The 20,989-nt window shown below is 58.5% G+C and carries 25 protein-coding genes; 19 read left to right on the top strand and 6 right to left on the bottom strand.

The window, feature by feature from the left end:
• Positions 1-8: 8 nt before the first annotated feature.
• Genes ACTQY5_RS01535 through ACTQY5_RS01520 form a run of 4 tightly spaced genes read left to right on the top strand, consistent with a single transcriptional unit; the run spans position 9 to position 3,136 of the window.
• Positions 9-770 carry a TPM domain-containing protein gene (locus ACTQY5_RS01535; RefSeq protein ID WP_022488111.1) on the top strand — a complete coding sequence of 254 codons (762 nt, stop codon included), beginning with the start codon at positions 9-11 and terminating at the stop codon, positions 768-770.
• Positions 771-782: 12 nt separating this feature from the next.
• The gene (locus ACTQY5_RS01530; protein ID WP_288310121.1) at positions 783-1,778 is read left to right on the top strand and encodes a hypothetical protein; all 996 of its coding nucleotides are present in this window, start codon (positions 783-785) and stop codon (positions 1,776-1,778) included.
• A 14-nt stretch (positions 1,779-1,792) separates the two neighbouring features.
• The gene (locus tag ACTQY5_RS01525; RefSeq protein WP_022488109.1) at positions 1,793-2,593 is read left to right on the top strand and encodes a hypothetical protein; all 801 of its coding nucleotides are present in this window, start codon (positions 1,793-1,795) and stop codon (positions 2,591-2,593) included.
• A gap of 27 nt (positions 2,594-2,620) precedes the next feature.
• Entirely contained in the window at positions 2,621-3,136 is a 516-nt protein-coding gene (locus ACTQY5_RS01520) for a hypothetical protein (RefSeq protein WP_022488108.1), read from the top strand.
• Here the strand turns inward: ACTQY5_RS01520 and ACTQY5_RS01515 are convergent.
• Positions 3,133-4,272, bottom strand: a complete 1,140-nt coding sequence (locus tag ACTQY5_RS01515; RefSeq protein WP_441368691.1) for a hypothetical protein — start codon at positions 4,270-4,272, stop codon at positions 3,133-3,135. The genes ACTQY5_RS01520 and ACTQY5_RS01515 overlap by 4 nt on opposite strands.
• A 149-nt stretch (positions 4,273-4,421) precedes the next feature.
• Between ACTQY5_RS01515 and ACTQY5_RS01510 the strand changes: the two genes are divergently transcribed.
• The 15 genes from ACTQY5_RS01510 (at position 4,422) to ACTQY5_RS01440 (ending at position 16,310) form a co-directional block, all read left to right on the top strand.
• A complete protein-coding gene (locus ACTQY5_RS01510; protein WP_441368690.1) occupies positions 4,422-5,039 on the top strand; it encodes an Asp23/Gls24 family envelope stress response protein in 618 nt (205 codons plus the stop codon).
• Positions 5,036-5,557, top strand: a complete 522-nt coding sequence (gene amaP, locus ACTQY5_RS01505) for an alkaline shock response membrane anchor protein AmaP (RefSeq protein WP_329777440.1) — start codon at positions 5,036-5,038, stop codon at positions 5,555-5,557. The genes ACTQY5_RS01510 and amaP overlap by 4 nt, the downstream gene beginning before the upstream one ends.
• A gap of 13 nt (positions 5,558-5,570) precedes the next feature.
• Positions 5,571-5,795 (top strand): DUF2273 domain-containing protein, encoded by a 225-nt coding sequence (locus ACTQY5_RS01500; RefSeq protein ID WP_012938222.1) that lies wholly within the window; start codon positions 5,571-5,573, stop codon positions 5,793-5,795.
• Between the two features lie 18 nt (positions 5,796-5,813).
• Entirely contained in the window at positions 5,814-6,233 is a 420-nt protein-coding gene (gene nusB / locus ACTQY5_RS01495; RefSeq protein ID WP_022487771.1) for a transcription antitermination factor NusB, read from the top strand.
• A complete protein-coding gene (locus tag ACTQY5_RS01490; RefSeq protein WP_022487772.1) occupies positions 6,223-7,182 on the top strand; it encodes a Kae1-like domain-containing protein in 960 nt (319 codons plus the stop codon). Before nusB ends, ACTQY5_RS01490 begins: the two co-directional genes overlap by 11 nt.
• Positions 7,179-8,393, top strand: coding sequence for an exodeoxyribonuclease VII large subunit (xseA, locus tag ACTQY5_RS01485; protein WP_154488165.1), 1,215 nt, complete (start codon positions 7,179-7,181; stop codon positions 8,391-8,393). Before ACTQY5_RS01490 ends, xseA begins: the two co-directional genes overlap by 4 nt.
• Positions 8,393-8,638, top strand: coding sequence for an exodeoxyribonuclease VII small subunit (gene xseB / locus ACTQY5_RS01480; protein WP_022487774.1), 246 nt, complete (start codon positions 8,393-8,395; stop codon positions 8,636-8,638). The genes xseA and xseB overlap by 1 nt, the downstream gene beginning before the upstream one ends.
• Positions 8,638-9,513: a polyprenyl synthetase family protein gene (locus ACTQY5_RS01475; protein ID WP_022487775.1), complete on the top strand. Its 876-nt coding sequence runs from the start codon at positions 8,638-8,640 to the stop codon at positions 9,511-9,513. The genes xseB and ACTQY5_RS01475 overlap by 1 nt, the downstream gene beginning before the upstream one ends.
• A 22-nt stretch (positions 9,514-9,535) precedes the next feature.
• Complete coding sequence (gene dxs / locus ACTQY5_RS01470) at positions 9,536-11,419, top strand: 1-deoxy-D-xylulose-5-phosphate synthase (RefSeq protein ID WP_441368689.1); 1,884 nt, start codon at positions 9,536-9,538, stop codon at positions 11,417-11,419.
• Positions 11,416-12,219 carry a TlyA family RNA methyltransferase gene (locus ACTQY5_RS01465; RefSeq protein WP_022487777.1) on the top strand — a complete coding sequence of 268 codons (804 nt, stop codon included), beginning with the start codon at positions 11,416-11,418 and terminating at the stop codon, positions 12,217-12,219. Before dxs ends, ACTQY5_RS01465 begins: the two co-directional genes overlap by 4 nt.
• Before the next feature lie 38 nt (positions 12,220-12,257).
• Positions 12,258-13,136, top strand: a complete 879-nt coding sequence (locus ACTQY5_RS01460) for an NAD(+)/NADH kinase (protein WP_154488163.1) — start codon at positions 12,258-12,260, stop codon at positions 13,134-13,136.
• Between the two features lie 18 nt (positions 13,137-13,154).
• A complete protein-coding gene (gene argR, locus ACTQY5_RS01455; RefSeq protein ID WP_022487779.1) occupies positions 13,155-13,610 on the top strand; it encodes an arginine repressor in 456 nt (151 codons plus the stop codon).
• 1 nt (position 13,611) lies between these two features.
• A complete protein-coding gene (gene recN, locus ACTQY5_RS01450) occupies positions 13,612-15,336 on the top strand; it encodes a DNA repair protein RecN (protein ID WP_288310106.1) in 1,725 nt (574 codons plus the stop codon).
• Positions 15,317-15,874, top strand: coding sequence for an NUDIX domain-containing protein (locus ACTQY5_RS01445; protein WP_154488161.1), 558 nt, complete (start codon positions 15,317-15,319; stop codon positions 15,872-15,874). The genes recN and ACTQY5_RS01445 overlap by 20 nt, the downstream gene beginning before the upstream one ends.
• A gap of 175 nt (positions 15,875-16,049) precedes the next feature.
• Positions 16,050-16,310, top strand: a complete 261-nt coding sequence (locus ACTQY5_RS01440; RefSeq protein ID WP_012938234.1) for a stage V sporulation protein S — start codon at positions 16,050-16,052, stop codon at positions 16,308-16,310.
• A 49-nt stretch (positions 16,311-16,359) separates the two neighbouring features.
• Here ACTQY5_RS01440 and ACTQY5_RS01435 read toward each other — a convergent pair whose 3' ends face one another.
• From ACTQY5_RS01435 to ACTQY5_RS01415, 5 genes are all read right to left on the bottom strand, one after another.
• The gene (locus ACTQY5_RS01435) at positions 16,360-17,331 is read right to left on the bottom strand and encodes an ABC transporter substrate-binding protein (RefSeq protein WP_022487782.1); all 972 of its coding nucleotides are present in this window, start codon (positions 17,329-17,331) and stop codon (positions 16,360-16,362) included.
• A gap of 102 nt (positions 17,332-17,433) precedes the next feature.
• Positions 17,434-18,186, bottom strand: a complete 753-nt coding sequence (locus ACTQY5_RS01430; RefSeq protein ID WP_022487783.1) for an ABC transporter ATP-binding protein — start codon at positions 18,184-18,186, stop codon at positions 17,434-17,436.
• Positions 18,174-18,917, bottom strand: a complete 744-nt coding sequence (locus ACTQY5_RS01425; RefSeq protein ID WP_022487784.1) for an ABC transporter permease — start codon at positions 18,915-18,917, stop codon at positions 18,174-18,176. Before ACTQY5_RS01425 ends, ACTQY5_RS01430 begins: the two co-directional genes overlap by 13 nt.
• On the bottom strand, positions 18,907-19,182 hold the full coding sequence (locus ACTQY5_RS01420; protein ID WP_022487785.1) for a TM1266 family iron-only hydrogenase system putative regulator: 276 nt from the start codon (positions 19,180-19,182) through the stop codon (positions 18,907-18,909). The genes ACTQY5_RS01425 and ACTQY5_RS01420 overlap by 11 nt, the downstream gene beginning before the upstream one ends.
• 242 nt (positions 19,183-19,424) lie before the next feature.
• A complete protein-coding gene (locus ACTQY5_RS01415; RefSeq protein ID WP_022487786.1) occupies positions 19,425-20,975 on the bottom strand; it encodes a tripartite tricarboxylate transporter permease in 1,551 nt (516 codons plus the stop codon).
• Positions 20,976-20,989 lie beyond the last annotated feature (14 nt).

Here is a 20,989-nt window from a genome sequence, read left to right as displayed (position 1 = left end):
AGGTCATCATGAAGAAGTTACTGCGCATCCTGGCACTCCTGGTGCTTCTGGTGGGCATGGCCGTTTCCGCATCGGCAGCCTCTGCCCTGGTGCTGGATCAGGCTGATCTCCTGCGGCCCCAGGAAGAGAAAGTCCTCCAGCAGTCCCTGGACCAGGTGAACCAGAAATATCAGGTACGGCTGGCGGTGGTCACGGTGAAAAGCACCGGAGGCGTAAAAACCGGAGAGTTCGCCAATGTACTGCTGGACAAGATCAAAGACAGCAGGCTCAAGGGGAATATGGTACTGCTCCTGTCCATGAAGGAACGGGACTGGTACATTTCCACCGACAACGGCATGCGGAAAATGATCACCGACAAAGCCGGCATCAAGGCCCTCAGCGGAAAATTCCTGCCGGCCCTGAAAAAGAACAACTATCCGAAAGCCTTCGGCCAGTTTGCCAAAGGGACGGATGAACTGCTGGCCTACTACCAGAAAGAAGGCAAACCCTATGATCCGGCCGACGCCTTCAATCCCCTGGCCCTGGCCATTGGGGCGGCGGTGTCCCTGGGCATCGGATTCCTGGTGCGCCGGATCCTCATCGGCCAGATGAACAATGTGATGCCGGCTCTGGAAGCCGGGGTCTATCTGGACCGGGACAGCTTCCAGCTGGAAGAAAATGCGGACAACTACCTGTACATGACGGTCCATCGTAAGCCGAAGAAGAGCCGCGAAAACGCCAAGGCCGACAGTACCGATGAGGATCATGGGGGCGGCGGCGGAAAGTTCTGAAAAGGAGGAGCCATGGAAAGAAAGGACATTTGGAGGCCGCTGGCCTGTCTGTGCCTCATGGCTTTTCTTACTGGTCTGCCGGTCCTGGCAGGAGCTTCCAGCGGAGAAGGAATCTATGGCCGGGAACTGGACACCCTGTATGATATGATCCAGGGAGGCAGAGACCCTGACTCTTATGGAGAGGACCGGGAGGACCTGGTGGCTGTCTGGGAGGGAATCCGGGAACTGTCCCCGGCCCAGGGGCTGGAACAGGTGAAGTACCAGCTGCTGGACTGCAACGGGAACGGGGAGCCGGAACTGCTGACGGGCCAGGACAACAGGATCACCAACCTGTTCACCCTCCGGGAGGGCCGGCCCCACCGGGTGTTCAGCGGCTGGTACCGGGACGCCTGGTATTATCTGGGAAACGGGCGGTTCCTGAACCAGGGAGCCGGAGGCGCGGGGCTTTCCATCCTGGGCGAGTACCATCTCGACGGGGACGGGAACCTGGTGTGCGAAAGCTGTACCTTCACCAACTGGGACCCGGTTGAGGAGAAGGAGGAAGTGTACTGGAACAACCATGGAGTCCCGGACAGAGCCCTGTCGAAGAAACAGGCCATGACACCGGGGCAGTTCTTCGAACTTCAGAAAGAACGGATGGGCAAGGTGGAAACGCTGTCCTGGCAGTCCCTGGCCTGGTGGGGCAAAGGGAGCGTGGAATTTTCCCTGATTCAGCCCGGCGAGTTCAGAGAACCCCTGCTGGCGGTGATTCCCAGAGAGACCCTGGAAGATGTGCACCTGCTCACCCTCCAGGTGGCAGAGGTCAGTGACAGCGGTCAGGTGACCTGGCAGGTGGAAACGGATGAACCATTGGGGAACCTGGAACCGGGTACCCGATACAACTACCCCATAAATCTGGAAGGGACGGCCCGGGCCACCGGCCTGTCCTATTACGACCGGAAGGGGTATCATCGGAAGATCCTCCAGCTCAGCGGAGAAGACGGCAGCCTGGTGGTGCGGGAGGAATAGGGAGGTGACAGTTGATGAAACGGATCGGTAAATTATGGACGGACCTGATACGGGCTCTGCTGCTGTGTCTGGTCCTGGTTCTGGGGTTGACGGCCGGGGGTTTTGCTGCTCCCCGGAAAACCGTCCTGGTCCACAATGTACAGGAAATGATGGAGGCCCTGGATGACCATACGGAAGTCATCCTGGCACCAGGCCGCTACAACCTGTCCACCTGGCTGGCCAGCACCGCTGCGGAGCAGGTGATCCACAGATTCCCATGGAATCCCCTCAGCCCTCCAGGCTTGTATATGGCCTATGAGGACCTGGAGCTGGCCGGATTCCAGGATCTCACCATCCGGGGCCAGGATACGGAGAAGATCACGGCAGAAATCGTAACAGAGGATCCCTATACTCCGGTGCTGCATTTCCGGAACTGTCAGAACTTCCGGCTGGCCCATCTCCGGGTCGGCCATTCCCTGCAGGCTGGCCGCTGCAGCGGAGCCGTACTGAAACTGGATCTGGTGCAGGACGCAAGGCTGGAAAATCTGGACCTGTACGGGTGCGGGACCTATGGGTACGAAGCCCTGGGCTGTGAAAGCGTTACCCTCCGGGACAGTGTGATCCGCAGCTGCACCTATGGCCTGATCAATGCCATCGAGTGCAGGGATATGAAGATCATCCAGACCCTGTTCAAAGACACCAGCACCAATCTCCCCCTTTTCGCCGTGGCCCAGTCCCGGCTGGAACTGATCGACTGTACCTTCAAGAATGTCCAGGGAAGGATCAATGATATGGACCTGGCAGGAGGAACCGTGAGCCAGATGGTTGAAAGGTAAAGAGAGCCGAAGAAGGGAGGGGGAACAATGGATGGATCCATTAAAAAACGTGCCGCCTGGGGACTGCTCGTTCTGTTGTTGGGAGCAGCTCCGGCTCTGGCCTGTGAACGGGACCTTCCCCACAGACATGAGTGGCCCGGCGGTGTCTCTGAACCCCGGCCCCTGGCCCCCGGTGCTCTTCGGTACCAGCTCCAGATCCTTCTGGCCAACCGGGAACAGTGGGACCGGGTCCCCAGATGGGAGGGCATGGTGAACCTTGCGGTGCTGGATATGGACTGGAACGGGCAGCTGGAAATCCTGGTCAATGCCGAAGGAGAGGGCAGGGAACAGGGCTATGAGGTACAGCCAGAGACCGGGAAACTGAAGAAAATCCCCGAACAGCAGTTGTACAGATCCCTGAACAATCTCCTGAGAGCTCCGGCCTGGTTCACCATCATGCCGGAAAAGCGGCAGGACTGGCTGCAAAAAGACCCCGCCCAGGTCATCCATATGCTGCGGGACAGCTATGAGAACTATGCGGGGCTCAAAGAAGGGTTTGGTTAAAAATACGCTGTCACGCTGGTCCCCAGGACCCACTCCCGGAAATCCCGGGTGAAGGGTCCTGTTTTTTTGTTCTGGAGCCGGAATCCTTCCAGGGCCCAGACCAGGCCGGGGACTACCACATAATCCATCCGGATGCCCCAGCCCCGGAACCCCTGACGCTGGAAAAATCCCGTATCCCCGTCCATGGTATGGTACAGGATGCTGGACTGGGGCTGGTCATAGTACCGGAGCCAGGTTTCCCAGGTGCCGCCCTTCCGTTCATCCAGTTCCCCATAGGTCACCGCAGCCACAAAGCCGGTTTTCTTTTCCTGGTATCCATCCTGTCCATGGGAGCCTTTGGACCCCAGCAGTTCCAGGTCGAAGAGCCATCGGTCCCGGGGCTGGTATTCCAAACGAGTGGTCCAGATCTGCTGCCGGTCAAAGCCTTTGCCGCTGGATTCCGGTTCCAGACCAAAAGCCTGGAGAGCGGGCAGGCTGGCAGGCTGGTCCTGGCGGTTGCGGAAATCCAGGAAGGCGGACCGGAAGTTCAGTTTTCGCCATTGTTTTTCTCCCTGGATGAACCAGCCGGTTTTCCGATGGAGGTTGTCGTCTCCGGTGGTCTGGCCCGCAAACAATGTGGTCCGTCCGGCGGGGTCCGTCTTTTTCCCAAAGCTGGTGCGGATCCCGTCCACCCGTTTGTCGATCACGTTCCCATCCATGAGATACAGGTTGAACCGGCCCAGCTCCCATTTGGTGTGGTCATTTTCGTGCTGGAGATAAGCACGAGAGAGGGAGGGGTGATGGTCCTGGGTATGGTCCTTGTCGTTCCGTTTGTCTTCGATCATGAATTTCAGCTGGGTCTCCTGGCTGGTGTGGACCACCGGGAACAGCCGCAGCCGCCGCTGGAGCAGGAATACATCCTGGTCCCTCCGGGGCCAGCGGCTTTTTTTCAGGTTGGCGGGGGTCCGGGCGGCAAACCGGCCTTTGCCGTAGAGATATCGGTAGTCTCCGTGGAGCTCCAGCCAGGGGGCTGTCCGCTTTTCCTCCTGTTCGGGAGGGTCAGCCTGGGAAGGGTCCACCGGGGCCCCTTCTCCCAAAGCTCCAGGCAGAGCCAGGCAGAACAGCAAAAAGAACCAGAAGGGGGAAGTCATGTCCATCACCTGCTTTCTGTCGTTTCTTATATCATACTATATGTAAGGTGAAGAGTGAAGAGCGCAGAGTGCAGAGCCCTGCCCTACCCACATTTCCCGGGATATGGTATAATAAAATAATTAAAATGAATAAACTTGCGTTTGAGGAGAAGCCTATGAACGACGAAGAAGTAAAACAGCAGGCGCAGTTGGAAAACAGTCCGGACGCGGACGATATGGGAGCCATCAAGGTGGCCGACGAAGTCTTGAGCATTGTGGCGGGGCTGGCCGCTTCAGAGGTGAACGGGGTCTACGGCATGAGCGGGGGCATCCGGGAAGGGCTCACGGACATGCTGGGCAAACAGAATTTCTCCAAGGGCATCAAGGTCTATACGGAAGGTCATACGGTGCGGGTGGAGGTCCATGTGATCATCACCTACGGGTTCAACATCCCGGATGTGGCCATCAAGCTCCAGGAAAAGGTCAAGGAAGCCGTGGAGAACATGACCGGCTACGAAGTCACAGGGGTGGACATCCATGTGGAAGGCGTGAAGAAGAAAAAAGAAAAGGCCTTTGCGGAGAAAGACGATACGGATGAACTGATGAAGAAATGGGAGGAAGAACCGGCTGACAGACCGTCCCTGCCGGAAGGCGCCTTTGCCGGGGAAGAAACTCTGGAAAACAGGGAATCGGTGGAAGCACAGCCAGAAGCAAAGGAAGCTCCAGAACCGGTCCGGCCGCCGGAAGGAGAATCTGACCCCAAAGGCCAGGAAACGTCGGGGGGAGAAGCATGAGCATATTCGATCGGATCATTTTGACCATGTACACCATCATTATGGCAGCAGTGGCGGTGCTGATTGTCATTGTCAGCGTCAACGGCATCCCGGTCCATGAGCTTACAGAGTTTGCCGCCCGGGTCCCCGGACGCTGGGAATACACCATCGGCGGGGTGGTGATTTTCCTGGTGAGCCTCCGGCTGCTGTTTGCCAGCTGGAGCCGGGGCGGCAGCAACGACCTGACCTTTGACAACGACCGGGAAGGGAAGATCCATGTAAGCCAGCGGGCCATGGAAGACTACATTTCCGGGTTCACCAATGATGTATACGGGGTGTTCGGCGCCAAATGCCGGGTAAAGCTGCTGAAGGACAACCAGCTCAGCGTCCGGATCAACGCTTCCATCGAGCCTGGGATCAACATCCCGGACACCACCGACGAAGTGAAGCGGACGGTGAAAAAGAACATCATGAACGTGGTGGGCGTGGAAGTGGCGGAAGTGTCCGTGTACTTCAAGCACATCAAGGCCAAGGAATAGGCGGTGGAAGACCATGTGGCAGGAAATTTTACGCAAACTGTTTGAAACCAGCCGGTGGCGGATCATAGGCGCTTCGGTGGGCCTGGTGGTGGGCATCCTGTTCCTTCTCCTGGGCTTTTTCCGGGCGGTGTTCCTGCTGTTTTGCATCGGCCTGGGTTTTTACATCGGTTACAAAATGGATGCAGGGGAAGATCTGGTGGATCTGCTGGACAACCTGCTGCCTCCGTACCATAAATAAAAGGAGTTTACCAATCATATGAGCAGAAGAGAAGCACGTACCATTGCAATGAGAAGCCTGTTTGCCCTGGAATTCTCTCCGGAACAGTCTCCGGAAGAAACGGTGAAGACCATGGCGGAGGAAGAAGACATCCAGGATACCCGGAAAAAGGACCTGGCCTATGCCCTGGAACTGGTGAACGGGGTCCGGGAAAACCGGGAAGCCCTGGACGGGGAACTGAACGGCCTGGACGCCAAATGGACCCTGAAGCGGATGAACGGCATCGACCGGAACCTGCTGCGGATCGCATCCTGGGAGATGTTCTGCAGCCCGGAACCGGTGCCTCCGGCAGTGGCCATCAATGAGGCCGTGGAACTGGCCAAAATCTACGGAGGGGATGATTCTCCCGCCTTCATCAACGGCCTTTTGGGGAGCCTGGTGAAGAAGCATGGCCGCTGAGGAAGCGGTCCTGGGGCTGGATACCAGCTGCTACACCACTTCGGCGGCGCTCATGGACCGGCAGGGGAACCTGATGGGAGACCAGCGGCGGCTTTTGACGGTGAAACCGGGTCGCCGGGGCCTGGCCCAGTCGGAAATGGTCTACCAGCATACCCGGAATCTGCCGGATCTGCTGGAAGCCCTGGAACTGGACGGCCGCCGGATTGCGGCCATCGGCGTCAGCGCCAAACCCCGGCCCCGGGAAGATTCCTACATGCCCGCCTTTCTGGTGGGACTGGGGATGGCCCGGAGCCTGGGAAAGGTGCTGGGTGTGCCGGTCCATTTTTTTACCCATCAGCACAATCACATGTATGCCGGTCTCTGGTCCGTGGGGAAAACGGCCCCGGACCGGTTCCTTTTGGTCCACATCTCCGGCGGCACCACGGACCTCCTCCTGTGTGAGCGCCAGGAGGACGGGGAATTCACTCTGGAACCCCGGGGCACCAGCATCGACCTCCACGCCGGCCAGTTCATCGACCGGGTGGGGGTGGCTCTGGGCCTGGCCTTTCCCGCCGGAGCCCGGCTGGAGAAACTGGGAGAGACCGCAGCGGAACCCCATCCTCTGAAGGTATGGAGCCAGGAGGGGGAATTGTCCCTGTCCGGGCCCTGCACCCAGGCTCTCCGGGCCATTGACCAGGGGGCGGATCCGGCTTCCCTGGCCCTGGGGGTGGAACAGGCCATCGGCAAAGCCCTGGCCCGGACCATCGGCTGGGTGTGCCAGAAGGAAGCCCTTTCCCAGGTGCTCCTGGTGGGAGGGGTCAGCGCCAACAAAGAAATTCGCCATCAGCTGGAAGCTTTCCTCAGCCGGCGGCAGATCGGCCTGTGGGCCCCGGATCCCCGGTACAGCGTGGACGGTGCCGTGGGCAATGCCTGGGCCGCCGTACTCCGGGAAAGGCAGGAGGAACCATGATCGTTGGAAAAATCTATACGGTGTCGGAAGTGACCCGGATCGTCAAGGGGCTGTTCCGGAAGGAACCGGAATTCGCCAACCTCCAGATCCAGGGGGAAGTGTCCAACTTCCGCCAGTATCCTTCCGGTCACTGTTATTTTAATTTAAAAGACGGCAAGACCCTGCTGAAAGCCGTTATGTTCGCCGGTGCGGCCCGGCGCCTGAAGCAGCTGCCCAAAAACGGGGACCAGGTGCTGGGGGTGGGCCGGATCGACCTGTATGAACGGGACGGGGTCTATCAGTTCTACGTGGACATGATGATGCCCCTGGGAGCCGGGAACCTGATGATCGCCTATGAGCAGCTGAAGGAAAAACTCACCGCCGAAGGGCTCTTCGACCCCGGCCGGAAGCGTCCCCTGCCTGCCTATCCCAAAGTGGTGGGCATCGTCACATCTTCTGCCGGGGCAGCGGTCCGGGACATCATCAACGTGGCCGGCCGCCGGGATCCTTCCGTAAAGCTCCGGCTGTATCCCGTAAAGGTCCAGGGCACGGAAGCCCCTCCGGAAATCATCCGGGGGATCCGGTTCTTCAACCGGCACAAACTGGCGGACGTGCTGATCGTAGGCCGGGGCGGGGGTTCTATGGAAGACCTGTGGGCCTTTAACGATGAGGGTGTGGTCAGGGCCATCGCCGCTTCGGAAATCCCGGTGATTTCTGCCGTGGGTCACGAAATCGACTTTACCCTCAGCGATTTTGCGGCAGACCTCCGGGCTCCCACTCCCTCTGCAGCCGCGGAACTGGCAGTGCCGGAACGGAGCGGGGACCGGGAAAATCTGGCCAAGCTGGTGCGCCGGCTGGAACGGACCATGGAAACCCGGCTCCAGGACAGCACCCGGGCTCTGGAACAGCTCCAGGGAGAATGGGTGTTCCTCCATCCGGAACGGCTGTGGGAAAATGCCGGCCAGACCCTGGACAGCCTGAGCCAGCGGCTGGAACAGGCCGGGGACCGGCTGCTGGAAAACCGGCAGCAGAAACTGGAAGTGATTACCGCCAAGCTGGGGGCCCTGGATCCCTATGGGGTGCTCCGGCGGGGTTATACCATAACAGAAAATGCACAGGGAAAGGTGGTCCGGCAGGCGTCGGATCTCCGGCCCGGTGATACCCTGGTGACCCGGTTCGCTCAGGGAGCGGCAGTCTCCCAGGTGGAAACGGTCAAGGAAGGAAAAGCATAATGCCCAGAAAGAAAGCAGAAACGGTTTCCTTTGAAGAGGGCCTGAAACGGCTGGAAACCATTGTGGAAAAGCTGGAAAGCGGGGAACTGTCCCTGGATGAGACAGTGGCTCTCTATAAAGAAGGTATGGAACTGAGCCGGAATTGTGCGGCCCAGCTGAAAAAAGTCCAGCAGGACGTGAAAAAAATCGTGGAAACCAGCCAGGATGATTTTGCCCTGGCCCTGTTTCCGGAGGAGAAGGAATAATGGAACTGCGCAGTTATTTACGGAGCCGTGGGGCTCTGGTCAACGGATATCTCCAGGTGCGCCTGGGAGTGGGGAGCATTTCCCCGGTGGACAAGGCCATGATGTATTCTGTGGCGGCCGGGGGCAAGCGGCTCCGGCCCATCCTGCTCATGGCGGCAGCAGATGCGGTGGGGGCCAACGGTACGGATTTTGTGGCGGTGGCCGCAGGACTGGAAATGATCCATACCTATTCTCTGATCCACGACGACCTGCCTTCCATGGACAATGACGATTACCGCCGGGGCCGCCTCACCAACCACAAGGTGTTCGGGGATGCCATGGCCCTTTTGGCCGGAGATGGCCTGCTGACCCAGGCTTTTGAAGTGATGCTGGAACAGCGGGGAGTGGATCCCAAGGTGCTCCTGGAGGTGGTCCGTCTGGTGGCAAAATGCGCCGGCCCTACCGGCATGGTAGGCGGCCAGGCTCTGGACATTACCTCTGAAGACCAGCAGCTGACCCTGGAACAGATGAAGAAGCTCCACGAAGCCAAGACCGGGGCCATGTTCGTGGCTGCGGTCCGGGGCGGCGCCATGCTGGGGGGGGCGGATCCGGACACCCTCCGGACCATGACCCATTTTGCCGCTCTCTTCGGTCTGGCCTTCCAGATCACTGACGACATCCTGGATGTGGAAGGGGATGCCAAGGTTATGGGCAAACCGGCCCACAGCGACGAAAAACTCCACAAATCCACCTATGTGTCTCTGTTCGGTCTGGAAAAAGCCAAAGAAATGGCCGCCCAGACCCTGAAAGAAGCGGAAGAGACCCTGGCGCCCCTGGGCGAAAAGGCCCAGCCCCTGGTGGAAATCACCCGCTATCTGTACAACCGGAAGAAATAAGGACGGGGGAGGACGGACCCTTATGAAACTCTTGCCAACCATACATGCACCGTCGGACCTGAAAAAAATCCCCGATGCCCAGCTGCCGGAACTGTGCCAGGAAATCCGGGAGGAGATCCTGGAAGTGACCAGCCGGAACGGAGGGCATCTGGCCCCCAACCTGGGAGTGGTGGAACTGACCGTCGCCCTGCATAAGGTGTTTTCCATGCCTCGGGACAAGATCGTCTGGGATGTGGGCCATCAGTCCTATGTCCACAAACTGCTGACCGGCCGGCTGGACAAATTCCCCACTCTCCGGCAGTACGGCGGCCTCTGCGGCTTCCCCAAACGGACGGAAAGCGAATATGACTGCTTCGGCACCGGCCACTCCAGCACCTCCATTTCGGCGGCTCTGGGAATCGCCTGTGCCCGGGACCTGGCCGGGGACGACTACAATGTGATTGCCGTCATCGGGGACGGAGCCCTTACCGGCGGGGAAGCCATGGAAGGGCTGAACAACGCCGGGGATCTCCACAAGAAGCTGATCGTGGTCCTCAATGACAACGAAATGTCCATTTCCAAAAACGTGGGGGCCCTGTCTTCCTATCTTACGGAACTCCGGACGGATCCCACCTATTCCCGGGTGAAAACGGAAGTGGAAAACTTCCTGAAAGGGCTGCCTTCCATCGGCAGCAGTGTGGCCCGGGCGGTGGGCCGTCTCAAGGACAGCTTCAAGTACTTCTTTGTGCCCGGGATGCTCTTCGAAGACTTCGGCTTTAAATACCTGGGACCGGTGGACGGCCACGACCTGACTGCCCTGATGGAAACCTTTGAAAAGGCCAAGCAGCTGGATGAGCCGGTGTTCATCCATGTGCTCACCACCAAGGGGAAAGGGTACAAACCGGCGGAAGAGCGGCCCAACGCTTTCCATGGCACCGGCCCCTTCGACATTGCCACCGGGAAGAAATTCTCCAATCCCCAGGCTCCTGCCACCTATACCAAAGTGTTCAGCGATGCCCTGGTGGAACTGGGAGAGAAGAACCGGAAAGTGGTGGCCATTACCGCCGCCATGCCGGAAGGCACCGGCCTGGACGTATTTGGGAAATATTACCCGGACCGGTTCTTTGACGTGGGCATTGCGGAACAGCATGCAGTGACCATGGGCGCCGGGCTGGCGGCCAACGGGTACCATCCTCTGGTGGCCCTGTATTCCACCTTTGCCCAGCGGGCCTTTGACCAGCTGCTCCACGATGTGGCCATGCAGAACCTGCCTTTTACCCTGTGTCTGGACCGGGCCGGGCTGGTGGGGGACGACGGCAGCACCCATCACGGGGCCTATGACCTGTCCTACCTGCGGCTGATGCCCAATATGGTGATGATGGTCCCGGGGGACGAAAACGAGCTCCGGCACATGCTGAAAACCTCTCTGGAATACAACGGGCCTTCCGTGCTCCGGTATCCCCGGGGGTCCGGGCTGGGAGTGCCCCTGGATTCGGAAATCCACACCCTGCCCATGGGGAAGAGCCGGCGGCTCCGGGAAGGAAATCAGATTGACCTGTGGGCGGTGGGGACCATGGTGGATACAGCCCGGAAAGTGGCGGATATCCTGGAAAAACAGGGCCTTTCCGCCGGGGTGGTGAACGCCCGGTTCGTAAAGCCCCTGGACAAAGAAGCCCTGGAAGAAGCCAGCCATCAGGTAAAGCTGCTGGTGACCCTGGAAGAGAACTCCCTGGCGGGAGGCTTCGGAGAAGGGGTGCTGGATGCCCTGAACCGGTTGGGCCGGCTGAAAGACTGCCGGGTGCTGAACCTGGGGATCCCGGATCTGTACGTGCCCCACGGGAAACGGGAACGGCTGCTCCAGGATTTGAAACTGGATCCGGAAGGGGCGGCAGATGTGATTGCCAAAGCCTGGAAAGAGGAACTATGAAAAAAGAACGTTTGGATGTGTTTTTAACGGAACAGGGATTCTTTGAATCCCGGAGCAAGGCCCAGGCGGTGATCATGGCCGGGGAAGTGCTGGTGAACGACCAGAAAATCGACAAGCCCGGCACCATGGTGAAGCCCGATGCCAAGATCACCCTGCTGGGGAAAAAGATGCCCTTTGTGAGCCGGGGCGGCTACAAACTGGACAAATCCCTGAAGGTGTTCCCCATTTCCCTGGAAGGGAAGGTGGTGGCGGACCTGGGAGCCTCCACCGGAGGCTTTACGGACTGTGCCCTCCAGCACGGAGCCAGCAAGGTCTATGCCATCGACGTGGGCTATGGCCAATTGGCCTGGAAGCTCCGGCAGGATCCCCGGGTGGTGAACATGGAACGGACCAATGTCCGGTTCCTGGAAGCGGATTCCCTGGGGGAACTGGTGGATGTGTTCACCATTGATGTGGCCTTCATTTCCCTGGACAAGGTGCTGCCCAGTGCCTACAAGATCCTGAAGCCCGACGGCTTCGGCATCGCCCTGATCAAGCCCCAGTTCGAGGCGGGACGGGAGAAAGTGGGGAAAAAAGGCGTGGTCCGGGATCCGGCGGTGCACCTGGAAGTCATCGAAAAGGTGATCGCCCAGGCCCGGGAACTGGGCTTTGCGGCCCGGGGACTGGATTTTTCGCCCATCCGGGGACCGGAAGGGAACATTGAATACCTGTTCTACATGGGGAAAGAAGGGGAAGACACCGTAACACCGGAACGGATCCGGGAAGTGGTGGCAGCTTCCCATGAGACCCTGGAAAAATAAAAAGAACCAGGAGAAATGGAGAAATGAGGGGTGGCACAATGGAAAAAAGACTGCGGCTGGGGGTGTTCCCCAATCTGCCCAAAGAGAAGGTCCGGGCCCTGTTGCCCAAGCTGGTGGAATTCTGCAAGGCGGAAGAGATCCCGGTGGTGTTCCCCCGGGAAATCGCCGAAAGCTACGGAGTACCCGGCTATGACCAGGAAGACCCGGCCAGTCTGTCCCAGCTTTCCATGGCTCTGACCCTGGGGGGAGACGGGACCATCCTCCGGGCTGCCCGGTACGTGACCCAGCTGAACATCCCCCTGCTGGGGGTGAACATGGGGAAACTGGGATTCCTGACGGAAGTGGGGGCTCCGGATCTGTACAAGGCCCTGCTGAAGGTAAAGGCGGGAGAATACATCCTGGAAAAACGGAACATGCTCCAGCTTACGGTATGGCAGGGAGAGAAGATGATCTGCAAGGCCCATGCCCTCAACGACATGGTGCTGGAAAGCGGGGACCGGTCCCGGCTTACCCGGCTGAGTCTGAAGATCGACGGGGAACCTACCGCCAACGCCCCTTCCGATGGGCTGATCATTGCCACCGCCACCGGGTCTACGGCCTATTCCCTTTCGGCAGGGGGACCGGTGGTCCATCCCAGCCTGAAGGCCAGCATCATCACCCCCATCTGCCCTCATGCCCTCCATGCCCGTCCTCTGGTGATCCCCATGGAGCATGCCATTGAAATCGCCCCCCGTCCTCCTTACGAAACCATCCTGATTTCCGCGGACGGGATGACGGTAAGCCATCTGGCCTGGAACCAGCGGGCCCTGATCGAAAAAAGTCCCTGTGATGCCCGGTTCGTGCGCATCAATCCCCTGTCCTACTATGCGACCTGGCAGGACAGGATGCTGAAAAATGAAGGTCAGACCATTCTTTAGGAGGCAAGCGGAAAGACCATGAAAATATCCAGACAGGAAGCCATTAAAGACATCATCAAGAACCAGCAGATCGAAACCCAGAGTGATCTTGCAGAAGCTCTGAAGAAGGCTGGCTTCAACGTGACCCAGGCCACCGTGTCCCGGGACATCAAAGAAATGATGCTGATCAAGATCCCCGATGAGGACGGACGGTACAAATATTCCTTCCCTTCGGAAAACAGCAAGATCCTGACCACGGAACGGCTGGAGGACACCCTCCGGGGCTACACCCTTACCATCAGTTCCGCCGAGAACCTGATCGTCCTCCATACCCTGCCGGGCACTGCCCAGGCTGTGGCCTATGCCCTGGACCATCTCAGCTGGAAGGAACTGCTGGGGACCGTAGGGGGCGATGATACGGTGCTCCTGATCGTGGATTCCAAGGACCATGTGGAGACGGTGAAGCAGCGGCTCATGGTCAAGAAAGGACGCTGACATGCTGAATTCCTTGGAAGTGCACAATTTTGCCCTGATCGACCATCTGCGGGTGGACTTTACCCCGGGGTTCAATGTGTTCACCGGGGAAACCGGCGCCGGGAAATCCATCCTGATCGACGCCTTCAGCATTGTACTGGGCAGCCGGGCCAGCGGGGACTACCTGCGGAAAGGGGCGGATTCCTACTGGATCCAGGCGGTGTTCGACATCGAGGGGCTGGAAAATGTCCATGACATCCTCCGGGAACTGGATCTGGATCTGGGGGAAGACACCCTGTTCCTCCGCCGGAAGGTCACTGCCGGGGGCAAGAGCCAGGCCTTTGTAAACGAGCGGCAGGTGCCGGTGTACGTGCTCACCCGTCTGGCCAGCCAGCTGGTGGACATCCACGGTCAGCACGAGAACCAGACCCTGCTGGCCCCCGGGGCGGCTCTCACCATCCTGGACCACCTGGAACCAGGGCTCCAGACCCTGTTGGAAAAATACCAGGAAAAATTCGTGGCCTATGACAAAGCCAGGGAAACGGTGAAAAAGTGGCTGCTGAAGGATGCCCACCAGACCGAAGACCTGGAGCGGCTGGAAGCAGAAATCAAGGAAATTGACGAAGCCCATATCCAGCCGGGAGAAGATGATCAGCTCCGGGAAACGGTCCGGAAGCTGAGCAACCAGGAAAAAATCCTCCAGGCAGTGGGGGAAGCCCATCACTACCTGGAAGGGGGCGAAGACAGCGGCCCCAGTGCCCTGGATGCCATCAACACCGCCCGGACCACTCTGGAAGGGGTGCTGGACTATGCGCCTGAGCTGAAACCCTATGCGGAAAGTATGGATTCTGCCTGGGAAACCCTGGAAGACGTGCGCCAGTCCCTGGGGGACATTCTGGCGGCGGATCATGATGACCGGGATACCCTGGAAGCGGCCCAGGAACGGCTGGACCTGCTGTACCGGCTGAAGCAGAAATTCGGAGGCAGCCTGGAAGAGGTACTGGCCTACCGGGACAAGGCCCAGGCGGAATATGAAGGGCTCCTGTCCCTGGAATCCACCCTGGCCCGGCTCCGGAAACAGGAAGCCATCCTGAAGGCAGAAATGCAGACGGAAGCGGACAAACTCACGGCCGCCCGGAAGAAAGCCGCTGCCGGCCTGGTGAAGGCCCTGCTGCCCCATATCCGGGACCTGGCCATGCCTGAAGGCCGGGTGGATCTTCAGTTTACCCGGCTGCCCGAATGCCACGGCCGGGGCCAGGACAGCATCCAGTTCCTGTTTTCCGCCAATGCGGGGATGGATCTGAAGCCTCTGGGCCGGATCGCTTCCGGCGGTGAACTGTCCCGGTTCGCCCTGGCTCTCAAGACGGTGATGATGAAGAAGTTCGGGGTGCCCACCATGATCTTCGACGAAATCGACACCGGGGTGGGGGGCGTTACCGCCCAGAAAATGGCGGAAAAAATGGCCCTCATCGCCCGGGAGCGGCAAGTGCTGTGCATCACCCACCTGGCCCAGATCGCCTGCTTCGCCGACCATCAGCTGTACATCCATAAAAGCGCGGAAAAAGGCAGCACCATCAGCCAGGTGGATGTGCTGGATCCGGAAGGACGGATCCAGGAGATCATGCGTATGACCGGCGGCACCAATACCTCCCGTTCTGCCCGGGAAAATGCCAAGGAACTGTTGGCTATGGCCGCCAAATTCAAAGAAACGAAGGAGTCTGACATTCATGAAAACCCTGCACGATGATCGGCTGGATGAAAAACAGCTTTCTACCCGGACCGCCTTTGAAGGCCGTCTGCTCCATCTCTATGTGGACCAGGTGAAACTGCCCAACGGCAATGATTCCACCCGGGAATACATCCTCCACCAGGGAGCCGTGGGGATCCTGCCGGTCATGGAAGACGGCAGCATGGTGTTTGTAAAGCAGTTCCGGTATCCTGTCCATTCGGTGATCTACGAGATCCCGGCGGGCAAACTGGAAAAAGGGGAAGAAATCCTCCCCAGTGCCCAGCGGGAACTGTCCGAAGAAACCGGTCTTACCGCCGATCACTGGACCCGGATGACTTCCATTGTCACTACCCCCGGATTCACCAACGAAACCATCCATCTGTTCCTGGCCACCGGTCTCCACCAGGGAAAGATGCATCCCGATGCCGATGAATTCCTCCAGGTGGAAGTGATTCCGGAAGAAAAAGTCAAACAGATGGTCATGTCAGAAGACATTTTTGATGCAAAAACCCTGTCAGCGCTTCTACTGTACTTCCTGAAAAAAGAAGCCTGTTAAAAATTCATGTAAAAAAATTGTAAAATTGAAAAAATGTGTAACAAATTCCCTAAAGTATGTTATAATATCCATAAATTGATTTTTGGGAAACGATTCACTCATTGCAACACTGATTGGAGTACTGCGTATTGAACATTTTCCAAACATCACAAAAAATGATGAGGGGGAACCGAACATGGATGTACTAAAGGTTTCGACAAAATCCAATCCGAATTCTGTAGCAGGTGCGTTAGCAGGTGTATTGAGAGAAAACGGTAAAGCTGAAATCCAGGCCATTGGGGCTGGTGCCCTGAACCAGGCAGTGAAAGCCATCGCCATTGCCCGGGGGTTTGTGGCTCCTCATGGTATGGATCTGGTATGTGTTCCCGCGTTCATTGATATCAACATCGACGGTGAAGAACGGACCGCCATCAAATTGCTGGTGGAACCTCGCTGAAAGTAAAAAAAAGAAGCTGTTGCAGCTGGCAACAGCTTCTTTTTTTTACTTACTTTACAAACAACGCATCCACATCCACTTTCTTTTCCATCATCCCGGAGGCAACCAGGAAATCCTGGGTCTTCTTCAGGGAGGCGATGGCTTCGGGGGTAATGGTCATGCTGAAATCATAGAGGGGAGCCATTTCCTTTACGGCTTCCGGTTTCAGTTCCGTGGCTTTGGCGGTCATTTCCAGGGCCTTGTCCGGATTCTTCTTCATGAAGTCCAGGGTTTCCTTCTGGACGGCCAGGAAAGTATCCACCAGGTCCTTGTGTTCCTTGTAGAACTTGCCGCTGACTGCGGTAACCGTCAGGCCGGATACCAGCCCTTCTCCGGTGGTGACCACGTGCATGCCCTTCTTTTCCACATTGTAGGCCAGAGGACCGGCCAGGAGAGCACAGTCAGCACTGCCGTTTTCCAGGGCGGAAGCGGCGGCAGGAAGGCCCATGGAAACGAACTTCACATCGTTCATGGAAAGCCCGGCCTGTTGGAGATAAGCGGCCAGCAGTTCGTGGAGGATGGTGCCCTTGGGCCCGGCAATGGTCTTGCCCTTCAGGTCAGCGGCACTTTGGATGCTGCCGTCCTTGGAGAACAGCTTGAAGGCCTTGGGAGCCTGGGAGTACAGGCTGATGATCTTGATGTCGTTGCCGTTGGCAGCGCTGAGGAGCACGGAAGAACCGCCCACACAGTTCAGGAACTGGATGTCCCCGCTGGCCAGGGCAGCCGTCTGATCCGCTCCGGAAGTGATGGTGGAGTAGGAGGCGGTGATGTTCTTTTCCTTGAACTTCTTCTCAAAGCTCTGGTTGGCCTTTTCCACAATGGAAGGGATGTTCAGGGGTGCCTGGACATAGGTGATGCTCACCTTGTCCATTTTGGGAGCCGCCTTCTGGGCGGATTTGCCGCTGCCGCACCCGGCAGCCAGGGCTCCCACTGCCACCAGACAGCAGGCAAGAGCAACAGAGAGTTTTTTCTTCAATGACATTTGTAACAGATCCTTTCGTCTCAGGGGATATCCGCCCTCGACAAGGGCGGGGGACCAGCCGTCAGGCTGGTGGTGGGTTAGCCGCTTCAGCGGCGTTTCTCTTCAAAGGAACCGGCTGGAGCAGGTTCCTTCTTTCAGTCGTTGACCGTTTAACGGGCCGCTGCCGGGCTGCAGCAGCCCCTCCAGCAGCTTTTTTTTCGCTTCGATCAGCCCCGGGGAAAGCAGGTCCCGTTGGCCCGGGGGCAGGTACTGTTCCTGGGCAATCCGGCCTTCTTTCAAGATCAGAAGCCGGTCCCCCAGGGTCAGGGCCTCGTCCACATTGTGGGTCACCAGCACCACTCCCATGGAAAGCTTTTCCACCATGGACCGGAGTTCCTGCTGGAGCTGGCCCCGGGTAAAGTAATCCAGGGCCGCAAAGGGTTCGTCCATGAGGATCAGGCTGCTGTGCATGGCCAGGGTCCGGGCCAGGGAGGCCCGCTGCTGCATGCCTCCGGACAGCTGGGCCGGGTACTGGCCCGCTGCATCCGTCAGCTGGACCAGGTCCAGCCAGTGGTCCGTTTCTCCCGGGTCCGCCCCTTTGGGCAGTCCCAGGGCGATGTTTTCCCGGCAGGTGAGCCAGGGGAACAGCCGGGCCTCCTGGAACATCATGCCCAGTTTCAGCCCGGCCGGTTTTTCCACAGTGCCGGCATCCGGCGTTTCCAGCCCCGCCAGGATGCGCAGCAGGGTGGTCTTCCCGCAGCCGCTTTTCCCCAGGATCACCGTACATTCCCGGAGCGAAAGAGCCAGGGAAAGGTCCCGGAGCACCACCCGGGCACCATAGGTTTTGGTAATATGGTCCAGCTTCAGCGCATCCAACGGAGCAGCCTCCTTTCCACTGCCGCAAAGATCCCATCCAGCAAAAGGCCCAGGGCTCCGATGGTCAGGATGCCGATGAACACTTTGTCGCTGCGGCTCATGGCCTGGGCGTCCAGGATCAGATACCCCAGTCCGCTGTCGGCAGCTATCATTTCCGCCCCGATAATGGCCCGGAGGCTGTAGCCCATGCCCACCCGGAGTCCGGTGAGGATCCCGGGCAGGGCCGCTGGCAGCCGGATCTTCCACAGGGCCTTCCAGGGAGAGAACCCCAGCATTTGGCCCACTTCCAGCAGCTTCCGGTCACACCGGCGGAACCCGTCGTCCATGTTCAGGTACATGGGGAAGAAGGAAGCCAGCACGATGATGATGGTCTTGGGCAGTTCCCCGATGCCGAACCAGAGGATCAGCAGGGGAATCAGGGACAGGGGCGGTACATGGCGGAACACTTCCAGGAGCCCTCCGTAGCAGGCCCGGAGCCGGGGAAACAGCAGGTTCAGGCTGGCCAGAAGGCAGCTGGCCAGAAAGGCCCAGAAGAACCCGGTAAGGATCCGCCGGAGGCTGATCAGGATGTGCCGGACCAGCTCCCCGTTCCGGACCATGTGGAGAAAGGTGTCCCACACCTGGCCGGGAGAGGGGAGGATGTAGCTGCTCCAGATCCCTTCTGCCGATGCCCAGGCCCACAGCAGGAACACCAGCACAAAGGGCAGGACCAACCGGATCTTACCCTTCATGGTTCTCGTGGCCGGAAGTGACCTTGGCATAGGCTGTCTTGGAGGACACCCCCGGCAGCTTCCCGATCCGGCCGGACAGGTTGCTGATAATGTCCTGAGGGGCATCCACCACCACGCTGATGATGTGGATGTTCCGGGCATGGTAGGGAATCCCCATCCGCCCGATTACATAGGGGCCAAAGTCATGAAGGATGGAGTTCAGGTCCTCCACCGCATCCGGATCCTCTACAATGATTCCCAAAATCGCCACACGGGTTTCTTCCATAAAAAGACCTCCTCACATACCCATTATCCGCCCTTTTCAAGGGCGGGGGACCAGCCGTCAGGCTGGTGGTGGGTTAGCAGCCGCAGGCTGCGTTTCCATTTACTGGAACCCGCTGCCGGGTTCCTTCCTTTTACCGTTGAGAATTGACAGGGGGTGCTGCAGCGCAGCACCCCCTTTAATCCGTCCGTCTTCCATCGCAAGGGGTCTTTTGATGTGAGAAGGCACTTGTTCCATTCCGTTTATTATTTTTTGTCTGCTTCGTCTATTTCCTTGTCTTCTGCCGCCAGGGCCGCTTCGTCCGCTTTCTTTTCCTTCTTGAAGAACTTCATCACAAAGGGAGAGAGCAGGGACAGCAGGCACAGGGCCAGCAGGATCTTGCAGATGTTGGTGGACAGCAGGATGCTGGTATCCCCGCCGGAAAGGCTCAGGCTCCGGCGCAGTCCTTTTTCGCCCAAAGGCCCCAAAATCAGAGCCAGCACAACCGCAGCGGTGTTCATGTTGCATTTCCGCATGAGATACCCGATGACCCCGAACACAAACATCACCTTCACATCAAAGGCACTGTTGTTGATGGCAAAAGAACCCACCACGCACAGCACGAAGATGCTGGGAATCAGGATGGCATCGGACACCCGGGCAATCTTGGCGAACAGACGGCAGCCCAAAAGGCCGATCAGCAGCATGAAGAACTGGATGACCACGAACCCGCCAAAGAAAGTATACGTCATGGGAGCATACTTTGTAAAGAGTTCCGGTCCCGGCTGGAGCCCGTGGATGATCAGCCCGCCCATAAGCACGGCGGTAACGCTTTCCCCGGGAATCCCCAGAGTCAGTGTGGGAATCAGGGAACCGCCGGTTACTGCGTTGTTGGCCGCTTCCGACCCGGCAATCCCTTCAATGGAGCCCTTGCCGAATTCTTCCGGATGTTTGGAGAACCGTTTGGCTTCGTTGTAGCCTAAAAAACAGGCAATGGAAGCCCCGGCTCCGGGCAGGATGCCGATGATGTTCCCGATGATCCAGCTCCGGAGCACCGTGGGGGTGATCTGTTTCATTTCCTTCAGGGTCAGCATGATCCGGTCACTGAACTTGGCGGCTTTGGCCCGTTTCACAATGGCTTTTTCCGCCAGGATAAAGGCCTGGCTCATGGAAAAGAGACCAATCAGGGCACAGGTGATGTTGATGCCGTTATAGAGAGAATCCTGGCCGAACATGAACCGTTCTACCCCCTGCATGGGGTCCATGCCGATGGTGGAGAGAACCAGCCCGAAGGCCCCGGACATGAGCCCCAGGATCATGGAATCCGTGTTGATCCCGGCGATGATGGTGAGGCCGAAGAGGCTCAGCCAGAAGTATTCCGGACTGCCGAATTCCATGGCCAGTTTGGCCAGCATGGGAGCAAAGAAATACAAGGAAATGCAGCTTAACAGTCCGCCCCAGAAAGAAGCGATACAGGCAGTGGCCAGGGCTTTCCCGGCCTTGCCCTTTAAAGTCATGGCATACCCGTCGATGGCTGTGGCCGCCGATGCCGGTGTACCGGGGGTGTGGATCAGGATGGCGGAAATGGAGCCCCCGAAAATGGCCCCGCAGTAGATGCCTCCCAGCATGATCAGCCCGGCGGAAGGTTCCATCCCAAAGGTCAGGGGCAGCAGCAGGGCCACCCCCATGGCCGCCGAAAGCCCGGGCATGCACCCGATGACGATCCCCATGGTCACGCTGGCGATCATAATGACGATATTTATAGGCGAAAGGGCGTTGATGAACCCCATGGCCATCAATGCGTATTGATTTTCCATTCTTTCATCCTCCC

The sequence above is a fragment of the Acidaminococcus sp. HCP3S3_H5 genome (genome assembly GCF_052122235.1).
In the GTDB taxonomy this organism is placed as follows: Bacteria; Bacillota; Negativicutes; order Acidaminococcales; family Acidaminococcaceae; genus Acidaminococcus.
Note: the sequence above shows the minus strand (reverse complement) of the source record. Positions and strands in the feature narration are given on the sequence as shown.